The sequence below is a fragment of the Rhizobium terricola genome (assembly GCF_012927355.1).
Taxonomy (GTDB): domain Bacteria; phylum Pseudomonadota; class Alphaproteobacteria; order Rhizobiales; family Rhizobiaceae; genus Allorhizobium; species Allorhizobium terricola.
Genome location: NZ_JABBGK010000010.1, coordinates 1 through 21219, shown reverse-complemented (window position 1 = coordinate 21219; position 21219 = coordinate 1). Strand labels below are relative to the sequence as shown.

20 protein-coding genes and 1 tRNA gene are annotated in these 21219 nt (G+C 62.2%); 6 read left to right on the top strand and 15 right to left on the bottom strand.

Annotation, left to right across the window (positions count from 1 at the left end; translation table 11 throughout):
- The first annotated feature begins 22 nt into the window (after positions 1-22).
- The 3 genes from HHL25_RS22605 (at position 23) to HHL25_RS22595 (ending at position 2098) form a co-directional block, all read left to right on the top strand.
- Complete coding sequence (locus HHL25_RS22605; protein ID WP_169595508.1) at positions 23-553, top strand: very short patch repair endonuclease; 531 nt, start codon at positions 23-25, stop codon at positions 551-553.
- Between the two features lie 59 nt (positions 554-612).
- The gene (locus HHL25_RS22600) at positions 613-1224 is read left to right on the top strand and encodes a type IV toxin-antitoxin system AbiEi family antitoxin domain-containing protein (protein WP_169595507.1); all 612 of its coding nucleotides are present in this window, start codon (positions 613-615) and stop codon (positions 1222-1224) included.
- A gap of 82 nt (positions 1225-1306) precedes the next feature.
- Positions 1307-2098 (top strand): nucleotidyl transferase AbiEii/AbiGii toxin family protein, encoded by a 792-nt coding sequence (locus HHL25_RS22595; protein WP_246701952.1) that lies wholly within the window; start codon positions 1307-1309, stop codon positions 2096-2098.
- Between the two features lie 3 nt (positions 2099-2101).
- Here HHL25_RS22595 and HHL25_RS22590 read toward each other — a convergent pair whose 3' ends face one another.
- Genes HHL25_RS22590 through HHL25_RS22580 form a run of 3 tightly spaced genes read right to left on the bottom strand, consistent with a single transcriptional unit; the run spans position 2102 to position 5993 of the window.
- Positions 2102-3403 carry a hypothetical protein gene (locus HHL25_RS22590; protein ID WP_169595505.1) on the bottom strand — a complete coding sequence of 434 codons (1302 nt, stop codon included), beginning with the start codon at positions 3401-3403 and terminating at the stop codon, positions 2102-2104.
- Positions 3404-5542, bottom strand: coding sequence for an ATP-binding protein (locus tag HHL25_RS22585; protein ID WP_169595504.1), 2139 nt, complete (start codon positions 5540-5542; stop codon positions 3404-3406). It abuts the gene before it with no gap.
- Positions 5543-5600: 58 nt separating this feature from the next.
- Complete coding sequence (locus tag HHL25_RS22580) at positions 5601-5993, bottom strand: hypothetical protein (RefSeq protein ID WP_246701951.1); 393 nt, start codon at positions 5991-5993, stop codon at positions 5601-5603.
- Positions 5994-6160: 167 nt separating this feature from the next.
- On the opposite strand from HHL25_RS22580, the gene HHL25_RS22575 reads away from it, so the two are divergent.
- Positions 6161-7537: a hypothetical protein gene (locus tag HHL25_RS22575; protein WP_169595503.1), complete on the top strand. Its 1377-nt coding sequence runs from the start codon at positions 6161-6163 to the stop codon at positions 7535-7537.
- Positions 7538-7738: 201 nt separating this feature from the next.
- On the opposite strand, the gene HHL25_RS22570 is transcribed toward HHL25_RS22575, so the two are convergent.
- From HHL25_RS22570 to HHL25_RS22520, 11 genes are read right to left on the bottom strand one after another with little or no spacing between them, the layout of a single operon-like run.
- Positions 7739-7972, bottom strand: coding sequence for a DUF2274 domain-containing protein (locus HHL25_RS22570; RefSeq protein WP_169595502.1), 234 nt, complete (start codon positions 7970-7972; stop codon positions 7739-7741).
- Complete coding sequence (locus tag HHL25_RS22565) at positions 7969-9165, bottom strand: TrbI/VirB10 family protein (protein WP_169595501.1); 1197 nt, start codon at positions 9163-9165, stop codon at positions 7969-7971. The genes HHL25_RS22570 and HHL25_RS22565 overlap by 4 nt, the downstream gene beginning before the upstream one ends.
- A complete protein-coding gene (trbG, locus tag HHL25_RS22560) occupies positions 9162-10202 on the bottom strand; it encodes a P-type conjugative transfer protein TrbG (protein ID WP_169595500.1) in 1041 nt (346 codons plus the stop codon). The genes HHL25_RS22565 and trbG overlap by 4 nt, the downstream gene beginning before the upstream one ends.
- Positions 10203-10222: 20 nt before the next feature.
- On the bottom strand, positions 10223-10912 hold the full coding sequence (gene trbF / locus HHL25_RS22555) for a conjugal transfer protein TrbF (protein WP_169595499.1): 690 nt from the start codon (positions 10910-10912) through the stop codon (positions 10223-10225).
- Positions 10909-12195 (bottom strand): P-type conjugative transfer protein TrbL, encoded by a 1287-nt coding sequence (gene trbL / locus HHL25_RS22550; RefSeq protein ID WP_169595498.1) that lies wholly within the window; start codon positions 12193-12195, stop codon positions 10909-10911. Before trbL ends, trbF begins: the two co-directional genes overlap by 4 nt.
- Positions 12192-12506: a putative entry exclusion protein TrbK-alt gene (trbK-alt, locus tag HHL25_RS22545; RefSeq protein ID WP_169595497.1), complete on the bottom strand. Its 315-nt coding sequence runs from the start codon at positions 12504-12506 to the stop codon at positions 12192-12194. Before trbK-alt ends, trbL begins: the two co-directional genes overlap by 4 nt.
- A 14-nt stretch (positions 12507-12520) precedes the next feature.
- Positions 12521-13291: a P-type conjugative transfer protein TrbJ gene (gene trbJ, locus HHL25_RS22540; protein ID WP_169595496.1), complete on the bottom strand. Its 771-nt coding sequence runs from the start codon at positions 13289-13291 to the stop codon at positions 12521-12523.
- The gene (gene trbE / locus HHL25_RS22535) at positions 13288-15834 is read right to left on the bottom strand and encodes a conjugal transfer protein TrbE (RefSeq protein WP_169595495.1); all 2547 of its coding nucleotides are present in this window, start codon (positions 15832-15834) and stop codon (positions 13288-13290) included. Before trbE ends, trbJ begins: the two co-directional genes overlap by 4 nt.
- A gap of 9 nt (positions 15835-15843) precedes the next feature.
- Positions 15844-16125, bottom strand: a complete 282-nt coding sequence (locus HHL25_RS22530) for a VirB3 family type IV secretion system protein (RefSeq protein WP_169595494.1) — start codon at positions 16123-16125, stop codon at positions 15844-15846.
- The gene (locus HHL25_RS22525) at positions 16125-16469 is read right to left on the bottom strand and encodes a TrbC/VirB2 family protein (RefSeq protein WP_169595493.1); all 345 of its coding nucleotides are present in this window, start codon (positions 16467-16469) and stop codon (positions 16125-16127) included. Before HHL25_RS22525 ends, HHL25_RS22530 begins: the two co-directional genes overlap by 1 nt.
- Positions 16466-18685, bottom strand: a complete 2220-nt coding sequence (locus tag HHL25_RS22520; RefSeq protein ID WP_169595492.1) for a ParB/RepB/Spo0J family partition protein — start codon at positions 18683-18685, stop codon at positions 16466-16468. Before HHL25_RS22520 ends, HHL25_RS22525 begins: the two co-directional genes overlap by 4 nt.
- 514 nt (positions 18686-19199) lie before the next feature.
- Here HHL25_RS22520 and HHL25_RS22515 point away from each other — a divergent pair.
- A complete protein-coding gene (locus HHL25_RS22515) occupies positions 19200-19394 on the top strand; it encodes a hypothetical protein (RefSeq protein WP_169595491.1) in 195 nt (64 codons plus the stop codon).
- A 12-nt stretch (positions 19395-19406) separates the two neighbouring features.
- Entirely contained in the window at positions 19407-21137 is a 1731-nt protein-coding gene (locus HHL25_RS22510) for a recombinase family protein (RefSeq protein WP_169595566.1), read from the top strand.
- Here the strand turns inward: HHL25_RS22510 and HHL25_RS22505 are convergent.
- Positions 21094-21170, bottom strand: a tRNA-Met gene (locus HHL25_RS22505). The two genes, HHL25_RS22510 and HHL25_RS22505, sit on opposite strands and share 44 nt — an antisense overlap.
- Between the last annotated feature and the right edge of the window lie 49 nt (positions 21171-21219).

The window sequence follows — 21219 nt, the reverse complement described above, 5'->3', positions numbered from 1 at the left end:
TGGAAATGACAGGCAAAACGTCATGATCGACGTAGTGGGTCCGGAAAAGCGATCGCAGATGATGTCTGGCATCCGCGGCAAGAATACCAAGCCGGAGCTGACACTTCGACGTCATCTTCACGCGACTGGCCTTCGGTTTCGTCTCCACGATCCGGATGTAACCGGTCGGCCTGACCTTGTGTTCAAGTCGAGAGGGGCAGTCGTGTTTGTCCACGGCTGCTTCTGGCACCGCCACGAGGGCTGTCACTGGTGCACCACACCAGCATCGAACCCCGAGTTCTGGGCCGCAAAGTTCGCACGCAACATCGCCCGGGACCTGGAAGTTCGCAACGCCTTGAACTCATCCGGATGGCGGGTGGGCACCGTCTGGGAATGTGGCCTTCGCTCCCCGTGGCTCCAGACGACACTCGACGAGGTCGCGCATTGGATCCGCAACGGTGCCGGAAATTTCGAGAGCGACCTGGTGCGGCCTCGAAGCGAGACGGAGAGACAACAGTCCGCGAAATTGTTACCTATCCTGGGTGAAGAACGCATCTACACCCAGGATAAGTAACGAATCTTATGTTACCTATCCTGGGTCAAAACTTGAATTACACCCAGGATAGGTAACAAGTGGCCGCATCGAAACAGCAGCACCTGCTGCGTGACTACATCGCCGAACACCCGATCGTACGGTTCCATGAGCTGCGGCGGGCAGGCATATTCGCGATGACCATCGCCCGCGCCGTGGAGGCAGGAGAGCTTGTGCGACTGTCGCGCGGGCTCTATCAGCGTCCGGACGCAGATCTTGACACGCTGCAGGCTCTGGCTGAAGCAGCAAAACTGGTTCCACAAGGCGTCATTGCTCTGACCTCAGCGCTCGCCTTTCACGGTCTTACGGACCAGATCCCACGCGAAGTATGGATGGCGGTCAGCCAGAAGGACTGGGCAGTTGCGCCCGCCTATCCGCCTATTAGAATTACGGAATTCAAGGACGCCTACATGAAGCAGGGCGTAGAGCATCATCAGATTTCCGGAGTTGCAGTTCGGATTTTTTCAGCCCCGAAGTCGCTTGCCGATGTCTTCCGCAGCAGGCTCGTTGATCGATCCGTTGCCATAGAGGCGCTGCGCGCTGCGCTCCAGCAGCGAAAGGCGAGCCCGGCGGTCATAACCGAGACTGCCATGGCGAACGGCGCCTGGAGGAAGATGAAACCCTATCTGGAGGCTCTGACCTCAAATGGCTAGGGAAATCAGAAACAGGGCGGCTTCCATAAAGCAGCAGCTCAGCAACCTTGCCCGTCGTGAAGGGCGGGTCTTTGAAATTGTCATGGTCCGATATGCTCTCGAGCGACTGCTCTTTCGGCTGTCAGCATCCGACAAGGCCGATCGTTTCATCCTCAAGGGTGGAATGCTTGTCACGCTTTGGCTGGAGGGGGACAACCGCGAAACCCGCGACGTCGATTTCCTTGGATACGGTCAGGCAGACGGAGAGACGCTGAAACTGATCTTCGCAGACATCATGGCAGCTCAATACGATGACGGGCTCGTCTTCGATGTCGGCGGGCTGCAGGCGGAGGTCATCCGCGAGGAGATGGAATACAACGGTGTGCGGCTTCGCACGGTGGCCCTGCTGGAGCGAACACGAATACCGATTACGATCGACATCGGGTTCGGCGATGCTTTGACGGGAGCCGAAATGACCTCCTACCCGTCCCTGCTCGGCATGGAATCCCCACGCATCCGCAGCTATCCGCCCGCGGTCGTCATTGCCGAGAAATTCCAGGCAATGGTGCAGCTCGGCGTCATCAACGGCCGAATGAAGGACTATTTCGACCTCTGGGCGATCCCTCAGGCCGTCAGCATCCCGGATCTGGAGCTCGATGCGGCGATCAGTGCGACGTTCGAGCGCAGACGAACGCCGATCCCGTCAGCAAGACCACCGGGTCTGTCCAGTATCTTCTTCGAGGATAACGGGAAGAAGGCCCAGTGGCGAAACTATGCCCGGTCGATCCAGGTCGCCGACCTGGCGCTTGAAGAAGTCACGGACGCAATCTGGACCCTGGTCGGCCCATCCTGCGCCCGCCTGCTTGCCGAACCGGACGCCGACAGGGAACCCTGATCGCTAGAAGCGAAGTGTCCCCGGTCGCATCGCATGCGAAGCAACGTGAACAAGAATCGTCGTCAGCAGCTGTTCGCGCAGCCGAAGCGTGGCCGCTGGCCAGTTCTGAAGCTCCTGCGCCACGGTCGTCGTGCTGAAACGCGCATGGATCAGAAGACTGACCGGCTCCTGATAGCCGTCGAGCTCGAACTTCTCGTCGCAGACGTGGATTGCCGGCGACCGCTTGTTCTGGGAAAGCGCCGTGCTCGGAACCAGAAGACCGAGGAGCAATGGAATGGGCCCGCTCTGATTCTGGGCCTGGTCGCAGGCAGCACCGGCGCGCACCACAACCAGCTGTCCCTCCGTCCGACGTTCAGGTCTCAGCTTGAATTCCCTATCACGGAGATGGTCCGCCGCGACGCCGAACCTTGCATTCATGGCGGCGTCGCTCAGCTGATCGTTCCCGAGGGGAATGATCGCACCCCAGTCGAACCGGCTGACAGGCTCATTCGGCGACACGGCGAGATGGAGCATCCTGTTCATTCGCGCCTTCTGCGCAGCCTGAAGTTCCGGTCCCTGCGGGAATGTCACCGCCTGCAGCCACAGGGCGTTTGCATCGGCATCCTGGGGGCGGTTCGCTATTCGATCGGAAAGCAGCGGTGCGAGGGCAGCAGTCACTGCGCCTTTCCTGTCATTCCGGGCATTGGCATTGCCCGCCGAGGCGACCGCGATATGACTGAGGACCCCATCAAGCGCGCCGGCATATTGTGCAACGGTTCGCTGTTCCGCCGGCACCAGCCCGCCGATCACCGCGAGCGTCTCATTCGCTGCCGCGAGAACATCGCGTTCCCAGTTCAGAAGTGCCTGGAGCTGCGGCATGGAACCGACGCGCGCCTCGATTGCTTCCTGCAGACCCGCCGCATCCCATACCGCTCCGTGTCGAAACTGAACCTTGTCGATTGCAAGCACGGCAATGGGTTTCTTGGACGCGGGCAGTATTTCTTCGAGACGCGCTGCAAGCGCCGCCCTTTCGTGCTCATGCGATGTCCACAGGACAAGCAGATAGGGGCCATGGCTTTCCGGGACACAACGATCAAGAAGGCCCGCGAGAGTGTTGTAATGCTGCACTCCGGCTGGCTGAGCCTTCACAAGATGCAGATCACTGAACAGAACTCGCAGCCCTTTGAAATGCGCCGGCTTCGGAAGATCAAGCGGATCGAAACGAATTCCGATGCAGGGCGCACCCAGAACATGAAGCGCATCAACAAGAGTTGCGAGTTCGGCGACTTCATCGTCGAGAACGATATAGCGTGCAGGCGTAAACAATCAGACTCTCCCGAACACGAGCGCTGCGACCGCCCCGTCATAGCCGTCAGGCACCTCCGCCTGATCCATGGTCGGAAACACAAGTCTGCCTTCGTTCAGATCCATCACCAGATTTGCAAAATAGAGCCCCAGCCCGCTGCCCCCTGGTCGCCGGGTAAAGAACGGGCTGACCATGGTCGCAGGATCATCGAGGAACCCGGTACCATTGTCGGCGACCACGATCGCCGGACCGCCCTCATAGTCAGGGATCACATTCACGTAGATCCGGCGTTCGCCTGGCTCGGGATGACGCACCTTGACCCAGTGCACCGCATTGTCGATCAGGTTGGTCAGGGCGCCCAGGACAAGCCCCGAGGCAAAGGTTGCAGTGGCGTCCGGGCCGTGATCCTCGAGCGCAGGGCATTCGAGCTTGATGCCATGCAGTCGAAAGCGCAGAAGGCTCAGATCGCGAGCCGTGCGGACCATATCTCTCAGAGACCCCGGTTTCGTCGTCGTGTTTCGAAGTAGCTGCGAGGAGGTCTCAAGCACGCCCTGCAGCTGGCCGGCCTGATCGCGAAGGCTTTCGATCGTCATGCTGGGGTCATTGATCGAACCTGTCAGAACCCTGACACCACGCTCGACCTCGTGGAAGATGATGGCCAGACCCGCGTGTGACACGCCGGAGCGTGCGAAGTTTTCTCGCAGGGTCTGATAGTCTTCTTCGATCCTGCGGATGGTCGGCTCAAGCACGTCACCGACGCTGTTCTCACGTGCGAGACGACGAAGTTCGGTCAAAGGGCCTGCCAGTCCCTGTGGCACCTCGCTTGCGCCCCCGGTCACTTCACGGATCCGCTCCTTGTCGAGGTTGCGCTCGACCTGCAATATCCAGAGTGCGCCAAGAACGACGCGGCGCAGGCGCTCGTAAGCAGCAGTCTCGACAAAACCCTCGCGGTTCGTCTTTTCCTGCAATCCCGGGCTTTCCGCCAGGCCGAGATCGACAACACCGATCGTTATGTTCCGGCTGAGGCGCTTGGTCGGCTCGTTGACGCGGCGCAGATCAAGGCCAAGCCAGTCGTCACTGGGTTCACCATAGTTGTAGACGCGCACGCCATCGCGATAGACACGCACACCGCCATTCTGGTTCAGGAAGCGTTCGAGAAAGCGAGTGTCGCCGTAGTTCGGCAGGACCTTCTTGTCGCGGTCGAAGATATGGAACTTTCCGGATACCCTGCCGATGCCTTCGAGCGTCGAAGGATCGGCAGTCATTCGGGTCCGGCGCTTCGGTCTCGGTTCATCGATCGGGTCAAGGTCGTCCGGCTCGTCCGCTGGCGGTATCTGAAAGTGGACTTCCTCTCGTTCGGAGATGCGTCCTTCCAGCTTGACCCCGGGGATGCCGACAAACTCGTACCGATAATGCAGCCGCGAGCCGTCGAAGTCGAACTCGAAGCGGTACGGGGCCATCTCGAGAAGCTGGCGAAGTCCGGGGAGTGTTGCAAGCCACTCCGGATGTTCGGGCACCTCCAGCTTGACCTCGAAATTGCCGCCCCGATCTCCGAACGGCGAGGCTATGGATGTAACCTGACGGTAGAGGTCGCGAATCGTGCCTCGTGTCCAGTCTTCGCTTCTCAGTCGAGTGACCTCGATCAGCGTGCCCGTCCCGGAAGAAAACACTTCCGGCGCACGCTCGCGGACGGTGATCTCCGCATCGGTCAGATAGGTCTCCTGGAGCAGTCTGTCCCAGTCGAATTCCGCCACGCACTCGGGTTGTCCTTCGGCTCTGGTCACGAGCCTGATCGTGTCGCCGAGCTTGTGGACCGCAAAGCGGCCAACTCCCTTTTCACCCAGCGGAAGGCGCTGAAACCTTGGAGATCTGACAGCACTCCCGCGCGCTCGCTCGCGATGATCGTCGCCGGGAACAAGCCAGATGTTCTCGATGACATCCAGAGACATGCCCTGGCCATCATCCCTGATCGAGATGGCAGCATCCGGTGTCCCCAGCTTCGTGAAGGTGATCGTGACCTCGCTCGCATCAGCATCATATGCGTTCTTCACAAGTTCGAAGAGCGCCAGTCGTGCCGATCCGATCAGCTGATCGCCGAGCAGCTGAAGCAGGCGGGCTCGTGGCCTGAAAGCGCGCTGTAAGATGCGTTCGTCCGTCAAATCAGATCCCCAGTAAAATGTCCCTGCCTACCAGACACGGCAGCACGCGGGCAGAGGTCTATGCAAGTCCGACCCCGAACTTTCTGGGAGCCAGCAGGTGCAGGCGATCATCTTCGTGCGGCCAGAAGACCAGGAAGGTGGCGTCCGGAAATTCTGCAGACTGACATCTGAGTTCGACCGGAGAACCGCGAAGTATTTCGATGCCACTTGCCTCTGCCTGAGTTCGCAGCAGCTGCTCGAGGTCCGCAGGCATTTCGATCATGGTGAGATCGGAAAGGGGGAGACGTTGATCGATGAATGGATCAAGTCCATCCGGCAAATCAAACTCCATCAGCTTGCCTCCCACATCCGCGACACCCTGTGTTTCAACCCTGGAGCGACCCGGAGTCAAGGGCGACATGCTTGTGATGCGCACCGAGTTCAGCAGGATCTCCAATAATGGGCGCACCATAGGTTCAGAATCCGTCTCCTAGCGCCCGGCGTCATGTTTGGACGTCGAGCCCTGCCCCCAGGATGCGACGCTGACGGCCTGTGGATTCTCTCAGGCGACCGGCGAATGATGCAGGAACTTTCTGTAAACGGATGTGGCAGCCCCAGGACCTTGCGAGAATTTTCCTTATGACGAAGCGTGACCTTTCGAGAGAAGAACTTTTTGCAATGGTTTGGGAGCGCCCGACCAGCGACATCGCCAGTGACCTCGGCATCTCGGACGTTGCCGTCGGAAAGCTTTGTGAGAAACTTCAGGTTCCCAAACCGCCCCGAGGCTACTGGGCGCGCGTGGAAGCCGGCCAGTCGCCGAGACGGCCAGCTCTGAAAGCATTTCGAGAGGAGCTCGAAGTGAAACGCAAGGGCAGGATCCAGGCCCGTTCTGCGGGACATTTCACTGAGCTTCAATTGAAATTCGTGAATGCCGCACTCGACGAACTTCGCAAACGCGGCGTCGAAGCCCAGGCCGATACTTCGCGCATGAAGCATATCGCCAGCCTCAATCAGGATATCGCCGCGCAGGTGCTGCTCTTGATCCAGGGTCAGGCGCAGAAATGGGCGGAAAATGGTCGGGTGGCCGTCAACTGGGGAACGTCGGTCAGGGCAAGCGTTGGAAAACTTGTCGAGCGATTGATGCCGCTTGCCCGTCCGCAGTTGCTGGTTTTCGAGACGGAGGGCAAACGCCATTCCTTTTCTGCTTCAGGGCCGATTGTGTTCATCAGGTGGACGGCACAACTTCAGACCAGAGTCGCGGCGCTTGCGGCTATCGCCCGTACTCAGGATCTCAGCCATGTGGTGCAGCCGCTGTCGGCGGCGGACCACGCATGGGCGACTGTCCAGTTCTATCAGCCCGAGTCAGACTTCATTCTGAACAGCTACCTATGCATATCAAAGGACGCCGCTTGGATCGAATGGTATCGGCGATCGTGGCGCGAAGAAAACCCGCCGGAACGGCACTCGACGAACAGGATCAACTTGCGTGACGTGATGCCAATCGACTTTCTCGACGGAGCAGGCGACAAGCTTCTGCCCCCAACCATTCTGGAGGCGAGGGTCAAGCGGTATCAGTCGCGTCTCCAGGCACTCGACGAAGCTGAAAAAATCTACGAGATGATTACGAATGCGACTTATGCCCTGGACAGGTCAGTTCCGAACGAAATCCTGGCCATGGCTGATCGGATCTGGTTTGGAGACGATCGGCCGTTCCAAGCCGCTCGCGACGCGCTCGCCCATATCGAAACTGATCTGGAGCATTGGGAGCGGCAACTTGAGGCCCAGCGATCACAGTTGGCGCAAGCCGTCCTCGGGGTCAGGCCTGGGGATATTGTTGCTTCACAACGGGGTGGCGCACTCGTAAGAATTGCAGCGGAATCTGTTTCGCTCTACACTACCGACAAGCGCGTGACGTTTGTGATCTCCGGCAAGCGGTTCCGCAAAGATGGTACGCTTGGCAAGATTGGTGAGACAATGAGTTTTGCGCTGGATCGTGCCGTTGGTGATCAAAGCTAGAAAGTGTGAGCTGATTGCACGCATTTCACTCATGTCGACAAACGCCACAGCCAGTGATCGCACCCTGAACCCGCGGCAGCGAGATGTCGAAACGGGCGACAGTTTCGCACAACAGAAAAACCGGCCGAGCTGAGCTTGGCGGTCGACCTTTGTGTCCAGGCCTGGAATTTTGACCCATGCAGGAGTTCGTATGTATCTCCTTTATGCCTTGTCAGAATGAGCCCGGTTTGCCCTCGCAAAACCCCTGTCAGCCTCCATAAACCTGGTGATCATCGGCACGATCAGTTTGACTGGCTCCGGTGGCATCGCATCGCCGGCCGCCTTTGCCAGGATCGCCGCATAGGCTTGCAAGTCTCGAAACACCGCCGCCGGCAACTCGACAGTTACTTTGACCGGTTTGTCGTCGGGGATGGCGGAGAGCTTGAGCTTGGTCATGTGGGCTCCTTCGTTGCCCCATAGGGCTGCATGACGAGATCGCGGTTGACGATAACCCGAACCGGGAAGCCCGGCCGGACGGTGAGCGTCGGCTGGATGTTGAGCTGCCGGCTGACGATTTGCTGGCCGACATTCGAGGCGGTGCCTTGGGCGCTTTCCCGTATCGCCTGGGCGATCTCGCTCTCCTCGTCGTCGCTGCCGATCTGCGTGCCGACGCCGAGCAGCGTCGAGAGTGCGGCCGCCTTGAACAACTCGCCCCAATGATAATCCAGCTCGTCCTCGAGGCCGGAGAAGCCTTGCGGATCGGTGCCCTGCAGGCGCTCAAGGACGATCGAGGTGCCATTCGGCATGACGACGCGGTTCCAGACGAGCAGCACACGCGACTGTCCGAAGGCGACCTGGCTGTCATAGTGGCCGATGAGACGGGCGCCCTGCGGAATGAGGAGATGCGCGCCACTCGGGCTGTCATAGACATTCTCCGTCACCTGCGCGGTGATCGATCCGGGCAGATCTGACTTGATGCCGGTGATGAGGGCTGCGGCAATCACAGACCCGGCCTGCAAGACATAGGGTGACGCCTTTTCCTCGACCCGATCGGGGCTGACGGTGCGCCGATCGGCCTCGGCATTGACAAAGGCAAGCTTGCGGTCCTGCATGTTCTGGGCCGCTCCGGTGTCGAGCGGCGGGACAGCGTCAGGCTGTGTCAGCGCATTGGGATCAGCCGTGGTGGTCCGCGTGTCAACAGGTTGGTTGCTGTCGTTGCGTTCGCCGCGGCTCTCGGTGAAGAGCTTGGCGACGCGCGCGGCCTCGATTTCGGCGAGACGGCGCTGTTCTTCCGGATCGGCGCGCGGCGTCTGGATCGAGGGCACAATGACCGGCTTGCCTTCCTCCTGAGCTTTCAGGATCGGCTTGCCGAGATCGCCGGGAAGTGCCGGCCCAAGTTTCGGGATGCCGGTGTAATCCTTCGGCAGGTTGGAGAGACCGTCGGCCGGCGTGCGGTTTTCGGTGTTGTAGAGCTCGGATGGGGCCTCGCCCTGTCGCCTGTTGGTGTCGAGCGCGAAGAACAGGGCTGCGGCGATGGCAAGGCCCGAGACACCGCCAAGACCGATCAGCACCTTGCGCGACAGGCGGGTGACGCGTGGCGGTTCTGGACGCAGCCGGAACTCCGCCTTGAGATCGGACGGTCCTGTCATCGGCTTCTCTCCGACGAAAACAGCGCCGTGCGGTTTCCGATGCGGCGGCCGTCGGTGCGGACGATGCGCACGCGGCGCTGGCTGTCCTTGTCGCCAAGCCGGAGCTCCGCCGCAGCGAACAACCGGTCGACGACATAGTAGTTCTGCCGGGCGCGGTAGTTCACCAGTTCGGAATTGCCGGACGGGCCGATGACGAAGAGCGGCGGCATTTCGCCCTGGGCGATGTCGGAGGGGAATTCGATATAGACTTTTGACCCGTCGTCGAAGGCGCGCAACGGCCGCCACGGCGCGCTGTCGCCCTCGATCCCGTAGCGGAAATTGAGGCTCTGGAGATCGACACCGCTTGCCACAGCCTCTGTTTCGGCCGCACGCGTATTCTGGCGCCCAAGCGCGATCAACTGGTCGGCCGGATATTGCCAGGAGACCGAGGCCATATAGGTCTTTTCGGTCGAGCGCAGTTCGAGATGGTAGGTGCGCAGATTGGTGTTGATGACGAGATTGGTCTGCAGCTCGGACCGTGTCGGCTCGACCAGGATATGCACCTGTCTCGCGGCACCCGAGCCGCTCTCGGTATTGCCGATGATCCAACGCACCGTGTCGCCGGCGGCGACGGGACCGGCGCCGACCAGTTGCTCGCCCGGCTGCAGCGCGATGTCGGTCACCTGGCCGGGTGCGGCATAGACCTGATAGAGCGCGCCGATCGCGAAAGGGTAGACTTGGACGGCATTGATGAAGCCGTCGCGGACTGGCTGCATGCGGGCTGCCTCGTTGGCGGCAGCGATCCGCGCCTTCGGATCGGGGCTGTCCTGCTTCTTCTTGCCCTCGTCGATCGGTTTCAGCTGGCCCGGGAGCGGCAGCGGCTTCGGCAGTTCCACAACCTTTACCGGCCCGACCGGATCGGCAAGCTTCACGGCGGGCGCTGCATCGTCGTAATCGATCTCCGGCGGAATGTATTTTTTGGCGCAGCCGGAGAGCATGGTTGCTGCCAGCAGCGCGGCAACGACCACGACCGCCCTGCCAGATTGGATCCTGTTCATCGATGTTCCTGCTGCCCCCTTCATTGCGATAGCTCCTTTGACCAGTTAATGGCGTTGACAAAGACCCCAAGCGGATTGGCGCGCAGTTTGTCTGGCGTGCGCGGCTGTTCGATCACGACGGTGAGGATGGCGGTCCAGCGCTCGGTGGATGCGAGTTGCCCGTTTTCGTAGCGGCGCTCGCTCCAGGCGACGCGAAAACTCTCGGGTGAAGCGCGGATGACGGAGGAGACGTCGACGGCGACCTGCACCTTGCCGACCTTGGTGAACGGATCATTGCCACGCGCATAGTCGTTGAGCGCCACCGCCCCACGATCGGTGGTGAACTCGTAGGCGCGGAGCCAGTTCTGGCGGACGATCACCGCGTCGGCGGGGATCGCGCGGACGTTCTCGACGAAGCGGGCGAGATGCCAGGCGATCTGCGGGTCGGTCGGCCGGTAGTCGGCCGTCGCGGGTGCCACGGCCTGCGCCTCGCCGAGCTTGTCGATCTGCACCACCCAGGGGACCACGGTGCCTTGAGTCGACTGCCAGATCAGGGCGCTCGCAAAGCCGCCGGCGAGAATGAGCGAACCGAAGGCCATCAGCCGCCAGTTCTTTGCCTGCACGCGGGCGGAGCCGATCCGCTCGTCCCAAACCTGGGCGGCCTTCTGGTAGGGTGTTTCGGGCTCGGGGGATCGGGCATAGCGCACGGAGGCGCGTTTGAAGGGGTTCATCTGCGGTCATCCTGATTGAGGGAAACGGAAAGCGAGCCGCCGCCATGATCGCCGGAGCGGACGGAATGGGCGGCCGTGCTGACGCCGTGCTGGAAGGCTTGTTTGCGCTGCATGCGCTCGGCCCAGGGCGGTGGTGAAGAAGATTGCGCAGCTACGCCCCCGGGCTCACCGCCGGTTCCCGACGCACCGACGCCGACATCATTGCCGCCGCCCGTCTTCCAGGCAGCAGCCTGCCCTGCCCCGTAGCTCGCGCGCAGCGTTTCGTTGGACCGGCCTGCCGCTTCCTTCGCCTTGCTCATGACAAAGCCGGCGCCGGCCTTGGCCATGCCGGCGAGACCGGCCGCGGCGCGTCCGGCGCTGCCTGCATCGGTCGAGGCGCTGGCAAGCCCATAAGCGGTGCTGGCCCCGCCTGCGGCAGCCGCCCCTCCCCGCATCGCGCCACCGATCGCGCCCGCTGCTGCACCCATGCCGGCACGAGCGCCGACATAACCGGCAGCGCCAAGACCCGCGGCCGCCAGACCGGTTCCGACGGCAGCACCGGCGCCGAGCTGCGGCGCACCGGAGACGAGACCCGTCGCAATGCCGGGACCGAAGATGGAGAGGCCCATCAGCGCAAGCGCACCGAGCACGAGCGACAGCGCTTCCGAGATGGTCGGCTGCTCGGAGAAGCCGGCGGTAAACTCGCTGAAGAGGCCCGAGCCGATGCCCACGATGACGGCAAGCACCAGGATCTTCACGCCAGAGGCCACAATGTTGCCGAGCACCTTTTCGGCGAGGAAGGCGGTCTTGTTGAAGAAGGCGAAGGGGATCAGCACGAAGCCGGCAAGCGTCGTCAGCTTGAACTCGATCAGTGTGACGAAGATCTGCACGAAGTTCTCGAAGAAGCTGACATAGCCCATCAGGTCGCCAGCGGCCTGCAGGATCGGATTGCCGGCATTGATGCCGACCTGTGCAACGCGGCCGGGCTGCAGCAGTTCGGTGCTGGAAAGCGAGGACCCGGCAGCCTTCAGACCGAGGCCGGAGAAGCTCTCGAAAACGATCCGGGCAAGACTGTTGAAGTTGCCGACGATGTAGGCGAAGAAGCCGATATAGAGCGTCTTCTTGACGAGACGCTGGATGACATCCTCATCCGCGCCCCAGGCCCAGAAGAGACCGGCCAGCACGATATCGATCGTGATCAGCGTCGAGGAAAGGAACGCGACCTCGCTGCCGAGCAGGCCGAAGCCTGAGTCGATGTAGGAGGTGAAAGTCTCCAGGAAGCGGTCGATGATGCCGGAGTTCATGGCTTCACCGTCTGATCGGCGCCAACGCCTGGTGCTGCGGGTTGGCCGGACTGCGAGGGTTTCAGGAAGCGTCGGCGGCTTTCCAGCCAGGCCTTCAGGCAGGTCTTGTCCTTCAGCGCCTCGGCACCGATGTCCCGGCAGCGTATGAACTCCCTGCGCGCCTCATTCTCAGGCTCGCCGCCCGGATTGAGGGACCGGAAGACGGGGGTCTCTTCCGGTCCCTGTCGCTGGCTCATGGCCATGAGCGTCGCGGTCAGTCCTGCTCCAATGGCAATGACAGCGGTCATCCGGGCGGCGATCCTGAGGTCCATTGCTTCCTTGCTCCTCATTCGTGGAACATGCGGACGCTGGACGGGCTATAGGCCGTACCGGTCATGAAGCGGCTGAACTGCTCGCGCGCCTGCACCTCAGCTGCGGCCTCGCGCGCTTTCTCGAGCGCTTCGGCCCGCCCCTGGGCGGCGAGCATGGCCGTGAGATCCGACATCTGCTTTGCGTGTACCGCGAGCAACTGGTTGCCGGCCTGGGCGGCCTGCAGCGCGCCGACGGCCGACTGGCTGGCGGTCACAAGCGTCGAGGTCTGCGCTTGCGTGCTGGCGATGCCATTGACGGCAACGGCGCCGGTCTTCAGCGAATCCTCGAAGGCCGAGACCGACTGCTGCCAACGCTCGCGCGCCGTGGTCACCAGTTGCTCGCTGCTCTTTCCGGCGGGGAAGGTCTCGTAGGTGCTTCTGAACTGCTGGTCGATGTTCTGGACATCATAGGCAAGCTGCTCGGCCTGATCGAGCAGGCTCTTCATCTCGGAGAAGTTCTGTTCGATCCGAGAGAGCATCGACGTCGGCAGGCTGGTGAGATTGCGCGCCTGATTGATCAGCATCTGCGCTTCGTTCTGCAGCGAGGTGACCTGGTTGTTGATCTGCTCCAGCGCCCGGGCGGCGGAGAGCAGGTTTTCACCATAGTTCTTCGGATCGAAGACGATCAGCGCATGAGCCGGCTGCGGCGCGAGTGTGGCGGCGGCGATGGGCAACAGCATCGTGGCGCCAAGTGCGAGAGCGAGAGCACGGCCGGCATGGCCGGAGCGGGAAACGGAACGGATCATCGAATGGTCTCCTCTTTGGATGATTTGGAATGACGGGCATGGTTGTCGGCCGCGGACGGCGTCGGCTCGGCGATATTGGTGAGGACCGGAATGAGATCGGCGGCCCAGCGAAGGCCGCGGGCCATCAGCCAGGCTTCGATAAAGCGGGGGCGCTCGCCCTCTTCGACCAGCGCGTTCATCGCCGCATGGGCGGCCTTGTCCGAGGAAGCGCAGAGCGCGAGCGCCACCTCCCCCAAGCCCAGTTCGAACAGCCGATTGCCGCGCCGCGACTGGCAGTAGTAGTCGCGCTTCGGCGTGGCCCGAGCGACGATCTCGATCTGCCGGTCGTTGAGCCCGAACTGCCGGTAAACGTCGGTGATCTGCGGCTCGACCGAACGCTCATTGGCGAGGAAGATCCGGGTCGGGCAGCTTTCGACCAGCACCGGCGCGATCGGCGAGGCCTCGATGTCGGCAAGCGATTGCGAGGAGAAGACGACGCTGACATTCTTCTTGCGCAGCGTCTTCAGCCATTCCTTGATCTTCTGGGCAAAGCCGCCGTCGTCGAGCGCCCGCCAGCCTTCATCGATAATGAGCAGCGAGGGCCGCCCATCGAAGCGCGCCTCGATCCGGTGGAAGAGATAGGCAAGCACGGCAGGCGCCGCCCCGGTTCCGATCAGGCCCTCCGTCTCAAAGGCTTGGACGGAAGCATCACCCAGCCATTCGATCTCCGCATCGAGCAGCCGGCCGTGAGCGCCGCCAATGCAGTAGGGCCGGACCGCCTGCTTGAGCGTCGTCGACTGCAGAAGCACGGTCAGGCAGGTGATCGTCCGCTCCGCCACCGGCGCGGAGGCTAGCGAGGTCAGCGCCGTCCAGAGATGCTCCTTGACCTCGGGCGTGATTTCTACGCCTTCCCGGATGAGGATGTCCACCAGCCAGTCGGCGGCCCAGGCGCGCTCGGGCGCGTCATGGATGCCGGCCAGCGGCTGCAGCGCCACCATATTGAGGAATGAGGTTGCATCCGAGATGGCACCGCCCAGATCCTGCCAGTCGCCGCCCATGGCGAGCGTCGCCGCGCGGATCGAGCCGCCGAAATCGAAGGCGAAGACCTGCGAGCGCTCATAGCGGCGGAACTGCAACGCCATCAGCGCCAAAAGAACGGATTTGCCTGCACCGGTGGGGCCGACCACCATTGTGTGGCCGACATCGCCGACATGCAGCGAAAAGCGGAAAGGCGTCGAACCTTCCGTCCGGGCATAGAAGAGCGGCGGCGCATCGAGATGTTCGTCACGCTCCGGCCCGGCCCAGACCGCCGAGATCGGGATCATGTGCGCCAGGTTCAGCGTCGATATTGGCGGCTGGCGGACATTGGCGTAGACATGGCCGGGAAGGCTGCCGAGCCAGGCCTCGATCGCATTGACGGTTTCCGCAATGCAGGTGAAATCATGGGACTGGATGATCTTCTCGACGAGCCGCAGCTTCTCCTCGGCGATGCGTGGATCGGCATCCCAGACTGTCACGGTGGCGGTGACATAGGCTTCGCCGATCTGGTCGGAGCCGAGGTCCTGGAGGGCGGCATCGGCCTCGTTCGCCTTGTTGGCGGCATCGGAATCGACGAGCACCGACTGTTCGTTGGTCAGCACTTCCTTGAGGATCGCTGCGATCGACTTGCGCTTGGCGAACCACTGCCTCCGGATCTTGGTGACAAGGCGCGTCGCATCCGTCTTGTCGAGCATGATGGCCCGGGTCGCCCAGCGATAGGAGAAGGCAAGGCGGTTCAGATCGTCGAGAATGCCGGGAAAGGTGACGGTCGGAAAGCCGATCACTGTCAGCGTGCGCAGATGCACGTCGCCCAGCCGCGGCTCCAGACCGCCGGCCAGCGGCTCAACGGCGAGCAGCGCATCGAGGTGCATTGGGGTCTCCGGGACGCGGACGCGCTGGCGGGTGGCCGAGATGGTGGAATGCAGATAGGTCAGCGTCTCCGCGTCATCGAGCCACTCGGCTTCCGGAACGAAGCCTTCGAAGAGATGCAGCACCCGGTCAGTGCGGTCGACGAAGCCGTTGAGGAGCTCCCAGGGATTGACGCCAGATTGCTCGCGCCCCTCATAGAGCCAGCCCTCCATACGGGAAGCCTCTTCCGCCGGCGGCAGCCAGACGAAGGTCAGGAAATAGCTGCTCTCGAACAGGACGCCGTTCGGCCGGCGATCGCTTCCCTGGAGCGATCCCTGATCGGCTTCACCTTCGAACTGTTCCCGCCGTTCGACATCGACAAGCGCGGATGCGGCATCGGCAAACAGGCTCTCCGGGTAGTCATTGGCGGGATTGCGCTGCGCCTCGACGAACACGGCCCAGCCGGAACCGAGGCGTCGCAGCGCATTGTTGAGGCGTGCGGTGACGGCAACCAGCTCAGCCGGAGTGGCGCTATCGAGGTCCGGACCGCGAAAACGCGCGGTGCGCTGGAACGAGCCATCCTTGTTGAGGACGACACCCGGGGCTATCAGCGCGACCCAGGGCAGGAAGTCAGCAAGGCCGGCATTCTTCTTGCGGTATTCGCTGAGGTTCAACATGGCCGAACCTCACACGCCCATATGCGCCGGATAGCGCAGGTGCCGCCGGCCGACATCCACGAACTGCGCATCGCGCCTTGCGGCCCACACCGCAGCGAAATGGCCGATCGCCCAGATGGCGAGACCGGCAAGCCAGAGGCGAAGGCCGAGGCCTACGGCTCCGGCAAGCGTGCCGTTGACGATGGCGACGCTGCGCGGCGCACCGCCGAGCAGTATCTGTTCGGTCAGCGCCCGGCGGACCGGCGCATAGAAGCCGCGGATCTCGTCCTGCTCGGAGCCGAATGCCGCCATCAGACCAGCGCCCCGCCGCCAAAAGAGAAGAATGAGAGGAAGAAGCTCGAGGCGGCAAAGGCGATCGACAGGCCGAAGACGATCTGGATCAGCCGCCGGAAGCCGCCGGACGTATCGCCGAAGGCTAGCGCCAGGCCCGTAGCGATGATGATGATCACAGCGACGATCTTGGCGACCGGCCCCTCGATGCTTTCGAGGATCTTTTGCAGCGGCTCTTCCCACGGCATGGAGGAGCCGGAGGCATGCGCCGGCAATGCCGTCAGGACGAAGACGGACGCGAGCGCCGTCGCCAGCGTGAAGCGGCGGTGAGACGGGCGGAACAGGGATACAACGGATAAGGTCATTCCTCTTCTCCGTCGAAGGCCTCCGGGTCTTCGTTCCACCGCTCCGCTTCGCGAGGATCGACGTCGCCGCTGATGCTCGGGTCCGACGTCTCTGCACCCGCAGTGCTGTCAACCTCAGAGGCCGGCAAGGCGGGCCGTTCCGTACGCAGGAGCGGCGGCAACCAATCGGTTTCGCCAAGAAGCTGCTCGGCAACCTCGGCCATCGGCGCCTTCTTCATGTCCGCGATCCGCTCCGCCGCCTCGTTGCCGCAGGCCTCCCGAACGGCTGCGAGGATATGCGCCTTGGTGATGCGACCAAGATAGCTGCGCACCGTCGGCTTCCAATGCTGGCTCATGTCCAAAGTCAGAGCTGTTGCCAGCCTGTCGGTGGTGCGCTGGGCACGCGGGCGCTGCTCCCATGGCTGCTTGACGGCATTGACCGTCATCGATGCACAATGGGCAAACAGCGCCATGACGCTCACCTGATCCAATCCGGCGATGAAGCCCCACAGATCGGCCACGTCGCGCGGCATGTCCTGCGCCCAACCCGCGTGGCGATCCGCCAGCATCTTTGCCGCCGCCGTGTCCTCGATGCCGTCCGCATGACCGGCCAGCGCGGCACTCGTGGGCCGGATTTCGAGGGCATGGGCTTCCACACCTCGATAGAAAGCCTGCGCGGCGAGCGTATGGGTGACGGCGATCAGCGCAGTTTCCGGCTGTTCGCCAAGGGCAAGGCGGAGGCCAAGTGTGCGATGCGCGGTCAGGTCGCGGGTGAGAATGTCGGAAACCGGCTGCGCCGCATCGCCTTCGTCCTCCTCCTGCGCATGGTCACTGCCCTGCCCTTCAGCATCCTCGATGACTTCTCCGTCAGCATTGACGCGCACGCCGTCGATGATGGCTTCGCCATCCCCCATGCCACTCGCTTCGGGTTCGGGTATTGCGTCTTCGGGCCGGATGAAGCCGCGTTCGATGCGGGCAACGCCCTCATAGTTGAGGCTGACGAACACGCCGCCGCAGGCGACATCCTCGGGATCGTAGGCATGCCGCAGGCCGTCAAGGCGCTCGATCTCGGCTTCAAGCTCGGCGAAACGCTGATCTACATCGGGCGGCAGGTCTTCGTCGGTGTTCTCCCATTCCGCTGTCAGACGGTCGAACTCCTGCTGTGCCGCCTCGCGGGCAGCGAGGTCTTCCGCCGAAAGATCGACCGGCTGCGGATAGACGCGGCGAAGTCCGTGGGCGTGCGGATAGTCGATGAAGACCTCCGCCCACTTCCATCCCTCCGCCGACTGTAGCTCGTTGGCTATACCCTGCAACTTCTCCAGAACCAGCCGGTCCAGAAGTGCTGCATCTTCGAAGTATCCGCCGCGATCCTCGGTGAAGAGGTCGCGCAGGATCGATCCGCCTGCATCGATATAGGCCTCCGCGCCGATGAAGATCGCTTTGCGGTCGTTAGCCTGCACATGTGTCCGGGTGAGTTCGCGGCGGATGATATAGGGTTCGCGATTATAGCCTAGCCCGTCATAAACCTGCTCCTGCCGGACATGATCGTCGGTGACGGCAAAGGCCATCAGTTGCTCAAGGGTCAAACCTCCGTCGCGATAGACCTGCATCAGGTTCGGGCTGACGGCACCCAAGCGAAGCCGCTGCTTGACCACGTGGGCCGTCACGCCGAAGCGGGCGGCGATTTCTTCCGCGCCCCAACCACGGTATTCGGAAAGCTCCCGAAAAGCCTCGAACTGGTCAGCGGGCAGGAGGTCGGTGCGCGAGACGTTTTCGTCCAGGCTGATTTCGAACGGATCGTTTTCCGTATCGATGACGCAGCGGACCGGCTCGGCGGGTTCGATCTCCTTGCGCTTGGCGCGCAGGACCTGGGCCAGCCTGCGGCCCTCACCGATAGTCACGAAGTAGAAGCCGGTCGGCTTGCCGTCGGCGCCGATTTCCCGTTCGACGACAAGGTTCTGGAGGATGCCTTTGGCGGCGATGCTCGCCGCATAGGTTTCGATCGTTTCGTTGCTGTGGGGAGTCTTGCGCGCATTGCGCGGCGACTTCTTGAGCTTGTCGAGCGGAATCATGATTTCCCCGCCGCTTGTTGTTTCCGCCGCACTGCCCTCTGTAGCGGGCCGAGCCGCAATCACATCCGCCGCAGCTTCTGCGATGCTGAGCACGTTTTGGTCCGTTGCCACATCTTCCGCCGTCGTAATTGTGACGGCCTTCGCCTTCTTCGCTGTCCTTGCCATTGTTCCAATCCCTTTGCTTGGTCAATGCCGGAGGCATGTCCCCGACATGCCTCCCGGGGGCGCGTGAGCGCGCGGGGATGGAGGGGGCAAATGACGGCGAGCATCGCCGGGCTGCCAGGCCGAGCGGGACGGATCGGAGAAATGAACGGGTGGACTGTGCCTCGGCCTGCGAGCTGGCGGCCCTGCCATGCGCAGGCGGCGTTTGCAGGGAGCAAGGGGGAAGACCCCTTGGCTCCCCATTTGACACGTGGGTCTTTGGTCGGTTTCCAAGGAAACATGTGAACGAAAAAATCGATTTTCGGGGATTCGCCCTTCGCGATTTTCCGCTATGGTTGCGCCCGAGCTTGCTGTCCCCGCCGCATGGGCTACGTCCGAATGCGCCCGAGACGCAAGCCAAGCAATGCTATGCGCCGGAGTTTTCCAGAATGCCCGGGAATTCGCATTCACAGATCAGGGCATTGAGCCCAGTCTTCAGCCGGAGCGGAATGGTCCGTTTTTCGGCGAGGATGAAGTCGTGGCGAAGCGGAAAGGAACGGCGGCAAGCAGCGTCCGGATGGTTCTCCATCCATCCGAGTCCATGCCGACCTACGATCCGGCAAAGCCTGATCCGCGTCTTCGCGAGTTCGTCCGCCTGCTGGCGCGACATGCGGCGCGCAAATTCGTCGAAGCTGAACGGGAGCGCGTGTCCCGCGACTGTCTCCCCGACTAGGGAGACCGGTGCATGAAGGTCGCGCTATACGCCCGCTACTCGTCCGACAATCAACGCGACGCCTCGATCGAGGATCAACTGCGCATTTGCCGCGCGCGCGCCGAGCGCGAGGGTTGGAAGGTGGTCGACAGCTATTCCGACCGGGCGATTTCGGGCGCATCACTGCTGCGCCCGGGCGTCCAGGAGCTGATCACGGACGGGCTGAAGCGTCGCTTCGATCTCATTCTGACTGAATCGTTGGACCGTCTCTCCCGCGACCAGGAAGACATTGCCGGTTTCTACAAGCGCATGCGCTTTGCCGGCGTCAGCATCGTCACGCTTTCCGAGGGGGAAGTCAACGAACTGCATATCGGCCTCAAGGGTACGATGGGCGCGCTCTATCTCAAAGATCTCGCCGACAAGACGCGCCGAGGCCTGCGCGGCCGGGTCGAGGAAGGCAAGTCGGGCGGCGGCCTCTGCTATGGCTACGACGTCGTGCGCCACATCGACACTGCCGGGGAGACCAGCCGCGGCGAGCGGGCCATAAACGAGATCGAGGCCAATATCGTGCGCCGGATCTTTGCTGAGTATCTCGCCGGCAAGTCGTCGCGGACGATCGCGATGATGTTGAACAGCGAGGGTGTACCCGGGCCGCAGGGCAGCGAATGGGGACCGTCGACCATCCATGGCAATCCGAAGCGCGGGACCGGGATCCTCAACAATGAACTCTATGTCGGCGCACTGGTCTGGAATCGCCTGCGCTATCTCAAGGACCCGAACACGGGTAAACGCGTGTCGCGGCTCAATCCGGAAAGCGATTGGGTCATCCAAGACGTCCCGGAGCTTCGAATAGTTGACCAAAGTGTTTGGAGGCTTGTGAAGGAGCGTCAGAACCAGTTGGCGCTGGAGCCCGGAGCGAAGCCTGGTGACAATTTGAGTTTGAACGATCGCCGGCGCCCCAAACATCTCTTCACCGGCCTCGTCAAATGCGGCTGCTGTGGTGGCGGCTATTCGATGATCTCCAAGGACATGCTCGGCTGCACCAATGCCCGTACGAAGGGAACCTGCAACAACCGACTCAATATCCGTCGCGACACACTGGAAGCGAGCGTCCTGAATGGCCTCGACGAGCACCTGATGGAGCCAGAGCTGTTCAAGGAGTTCTGCGACGAATTCACTCGGGAGGTCAACAAGGCACGCATGGAGGCCCGTGTATCGATCGAAGCCGCCCAAGCCGAACTCAAACGGGTTGAGCGGGAGCATGAGAAGATCCTCGATCTGTATCTCAAGGACGCGATGCCAGTGGATATGCTGAAGGAGCGTAGCGGCAAGCTCGAAGCGCGAAAGAAGGAGCTCGCCGGGATTCTCGATGAAGCTTACGAACCGCCGCCCCTGCTGCATCCCAACCTTGCAAAATATTATCACGAGGAGATCTCGGCCCTTCACGACCAACTCGGCAATGAGGAGACGCGCGGCCGGGCGGCTCAGATGTTGCGCACGCTCGTCAACCGGATCGAGCTTGTGCCAGACGGACAAGAACTGGCGATCGTGCTGCGCGGCGACCTCGCCGCCATCCTGACCTTCGCAGCCGGTAAGAAGAACCCCGCCTTCCTTGAGCAGAAGGCGGTTATCGAGGATCTGATGGGACAGACTACGGTTTCGGGCGCCCAGAAACGCAAAAAGCCCCGCGGAGGGGGCTCATTGGGATCACAGGGGTCATTGGTTGCGGGGGCAGGATTTGAACCTGCGGCCTTCAGGTTATGAGCCTGACGAGCTACCGGGCTGCTCCACCCCGCGTCACCAAGAGGCGTGGTTTTGGTCCACGTCATTTCAGAAGTTCTGCTTG

Excerpts from the sequence above, each read along its gene's own strand:
- HHL25_RS22605 (WP_169595508.1), top strand. The coding sequence starts at position 23 with ATGATCGACGTAGTGGGTCCGGAAAAGCGATCGCAGATGATGTCTGGC.
- HHL25_RS22595 (WP_246701952.1), top strand. The coding sequence starts at position 1,307 with ATGGTCCGATATGCTCTCGAGCGACTGCTCTTTCGGCTGTCAGCATCC.
- HHL25_RS22580 (WP_246701951.1), bottom strand. The coding sequence starts at position 5,993 with ATGGTGCGCCCATTATTGGAGATCCTGCTGAACTCGGTGCGCATCACA.
- HHL25_RS22575 (WP_169595503.1), top strand. The coding sequence starts at position 6,161 with ATGACGAAGCGTGACCTTTCGAGAGAAGAACTTTTTGCAATGGTTTGG.
- HHL25_RS22570 (WP_169595502.1), bottom strand. The coding sequence starts at position 7,972 with ATGACCAAGCTCAAGCTCTCCGCCATCCCCGACGACAAACCGGTCAAA.
- HHL25_RS22565 (WP_169595501.1), bottom strand. The coding sequence starts at position 9,165 with ATGACAGGACCGTCCGATCTCAAGGCGGAGTTCCGGCTGCGTCCAGAA.
- trbG (WP_169595500.1), bottom strand. The coding sequence starts at position 10,202 with ATGAACAGGATCCAATCTGGCAGGGCGGTCGTGGTCGTTGCCGCGCTG.
- trbF (WP_169595499.1), bottom strand. The coding sequence starts at position 10,912 with ATGAACCCCTTCAAACGCGCCTCCGTGCGCTATGCCCGATCCCCCGAG.
- trbL (WP_169595498.1), bottom strand. The coding sequence starts at position 12,195 with ATGAACTCCGGCATCATCGACCGCTTCCTGGAGACTTTCACCTCCTAC.
- trbK-alt (WP_169595497.1), bottom strand. The coding sequence starts at position 12,506 with ATGGACCTCAGGATCGCCGCCCGGATGACCGCTGTCATTGCCATTGGA.
- trbJ (WP_169595496.1), bottom strand. The coding sequence starts at position 13,291 with ATGATCCGTTCCGTTTCCCGCTCCGGCCATGCCGGCCGTGCTCTCGCT.
- trbE (WP_169595495.1), bottom strand. The coding sequence starts at position 15,834 with ATGTTGAACCTCAGCGAATACCGCAAGAAGAATGCCGGCCTTGCTGAC.
- HHL25_RS22530 (WP_169595494.1), bottom strand. The coding sequence starts at position 16,125 with ATGGCGGCATTCGGCTCCGAGCAGGACGAGATCCGCGGCTTCTATGCG.
- HHL25_RS22525 (WP_169595493.1), bottom strand. The coding sequence starts at position 16,469 with ATGACCTTATCCGTTGTATCCCTGTTCCGCCCGTCTCACCGCCGCTTC.
- HHL25_RS22520 (WP_169595492.1), bottom strand. The coding sequence starts at position 18,685 with ATGGCAAGGACAGCGAAGAAGGCGAAGGCCGTCACAATTACGACGGCG.
- HHL25_RS22510 (WP_169595566.1), top strand. The coding sequence starts at position 19,407 with ATGAAGGTCGCGCTATACGCCCGCTACTCGTCCGACAATCAACGCGAC.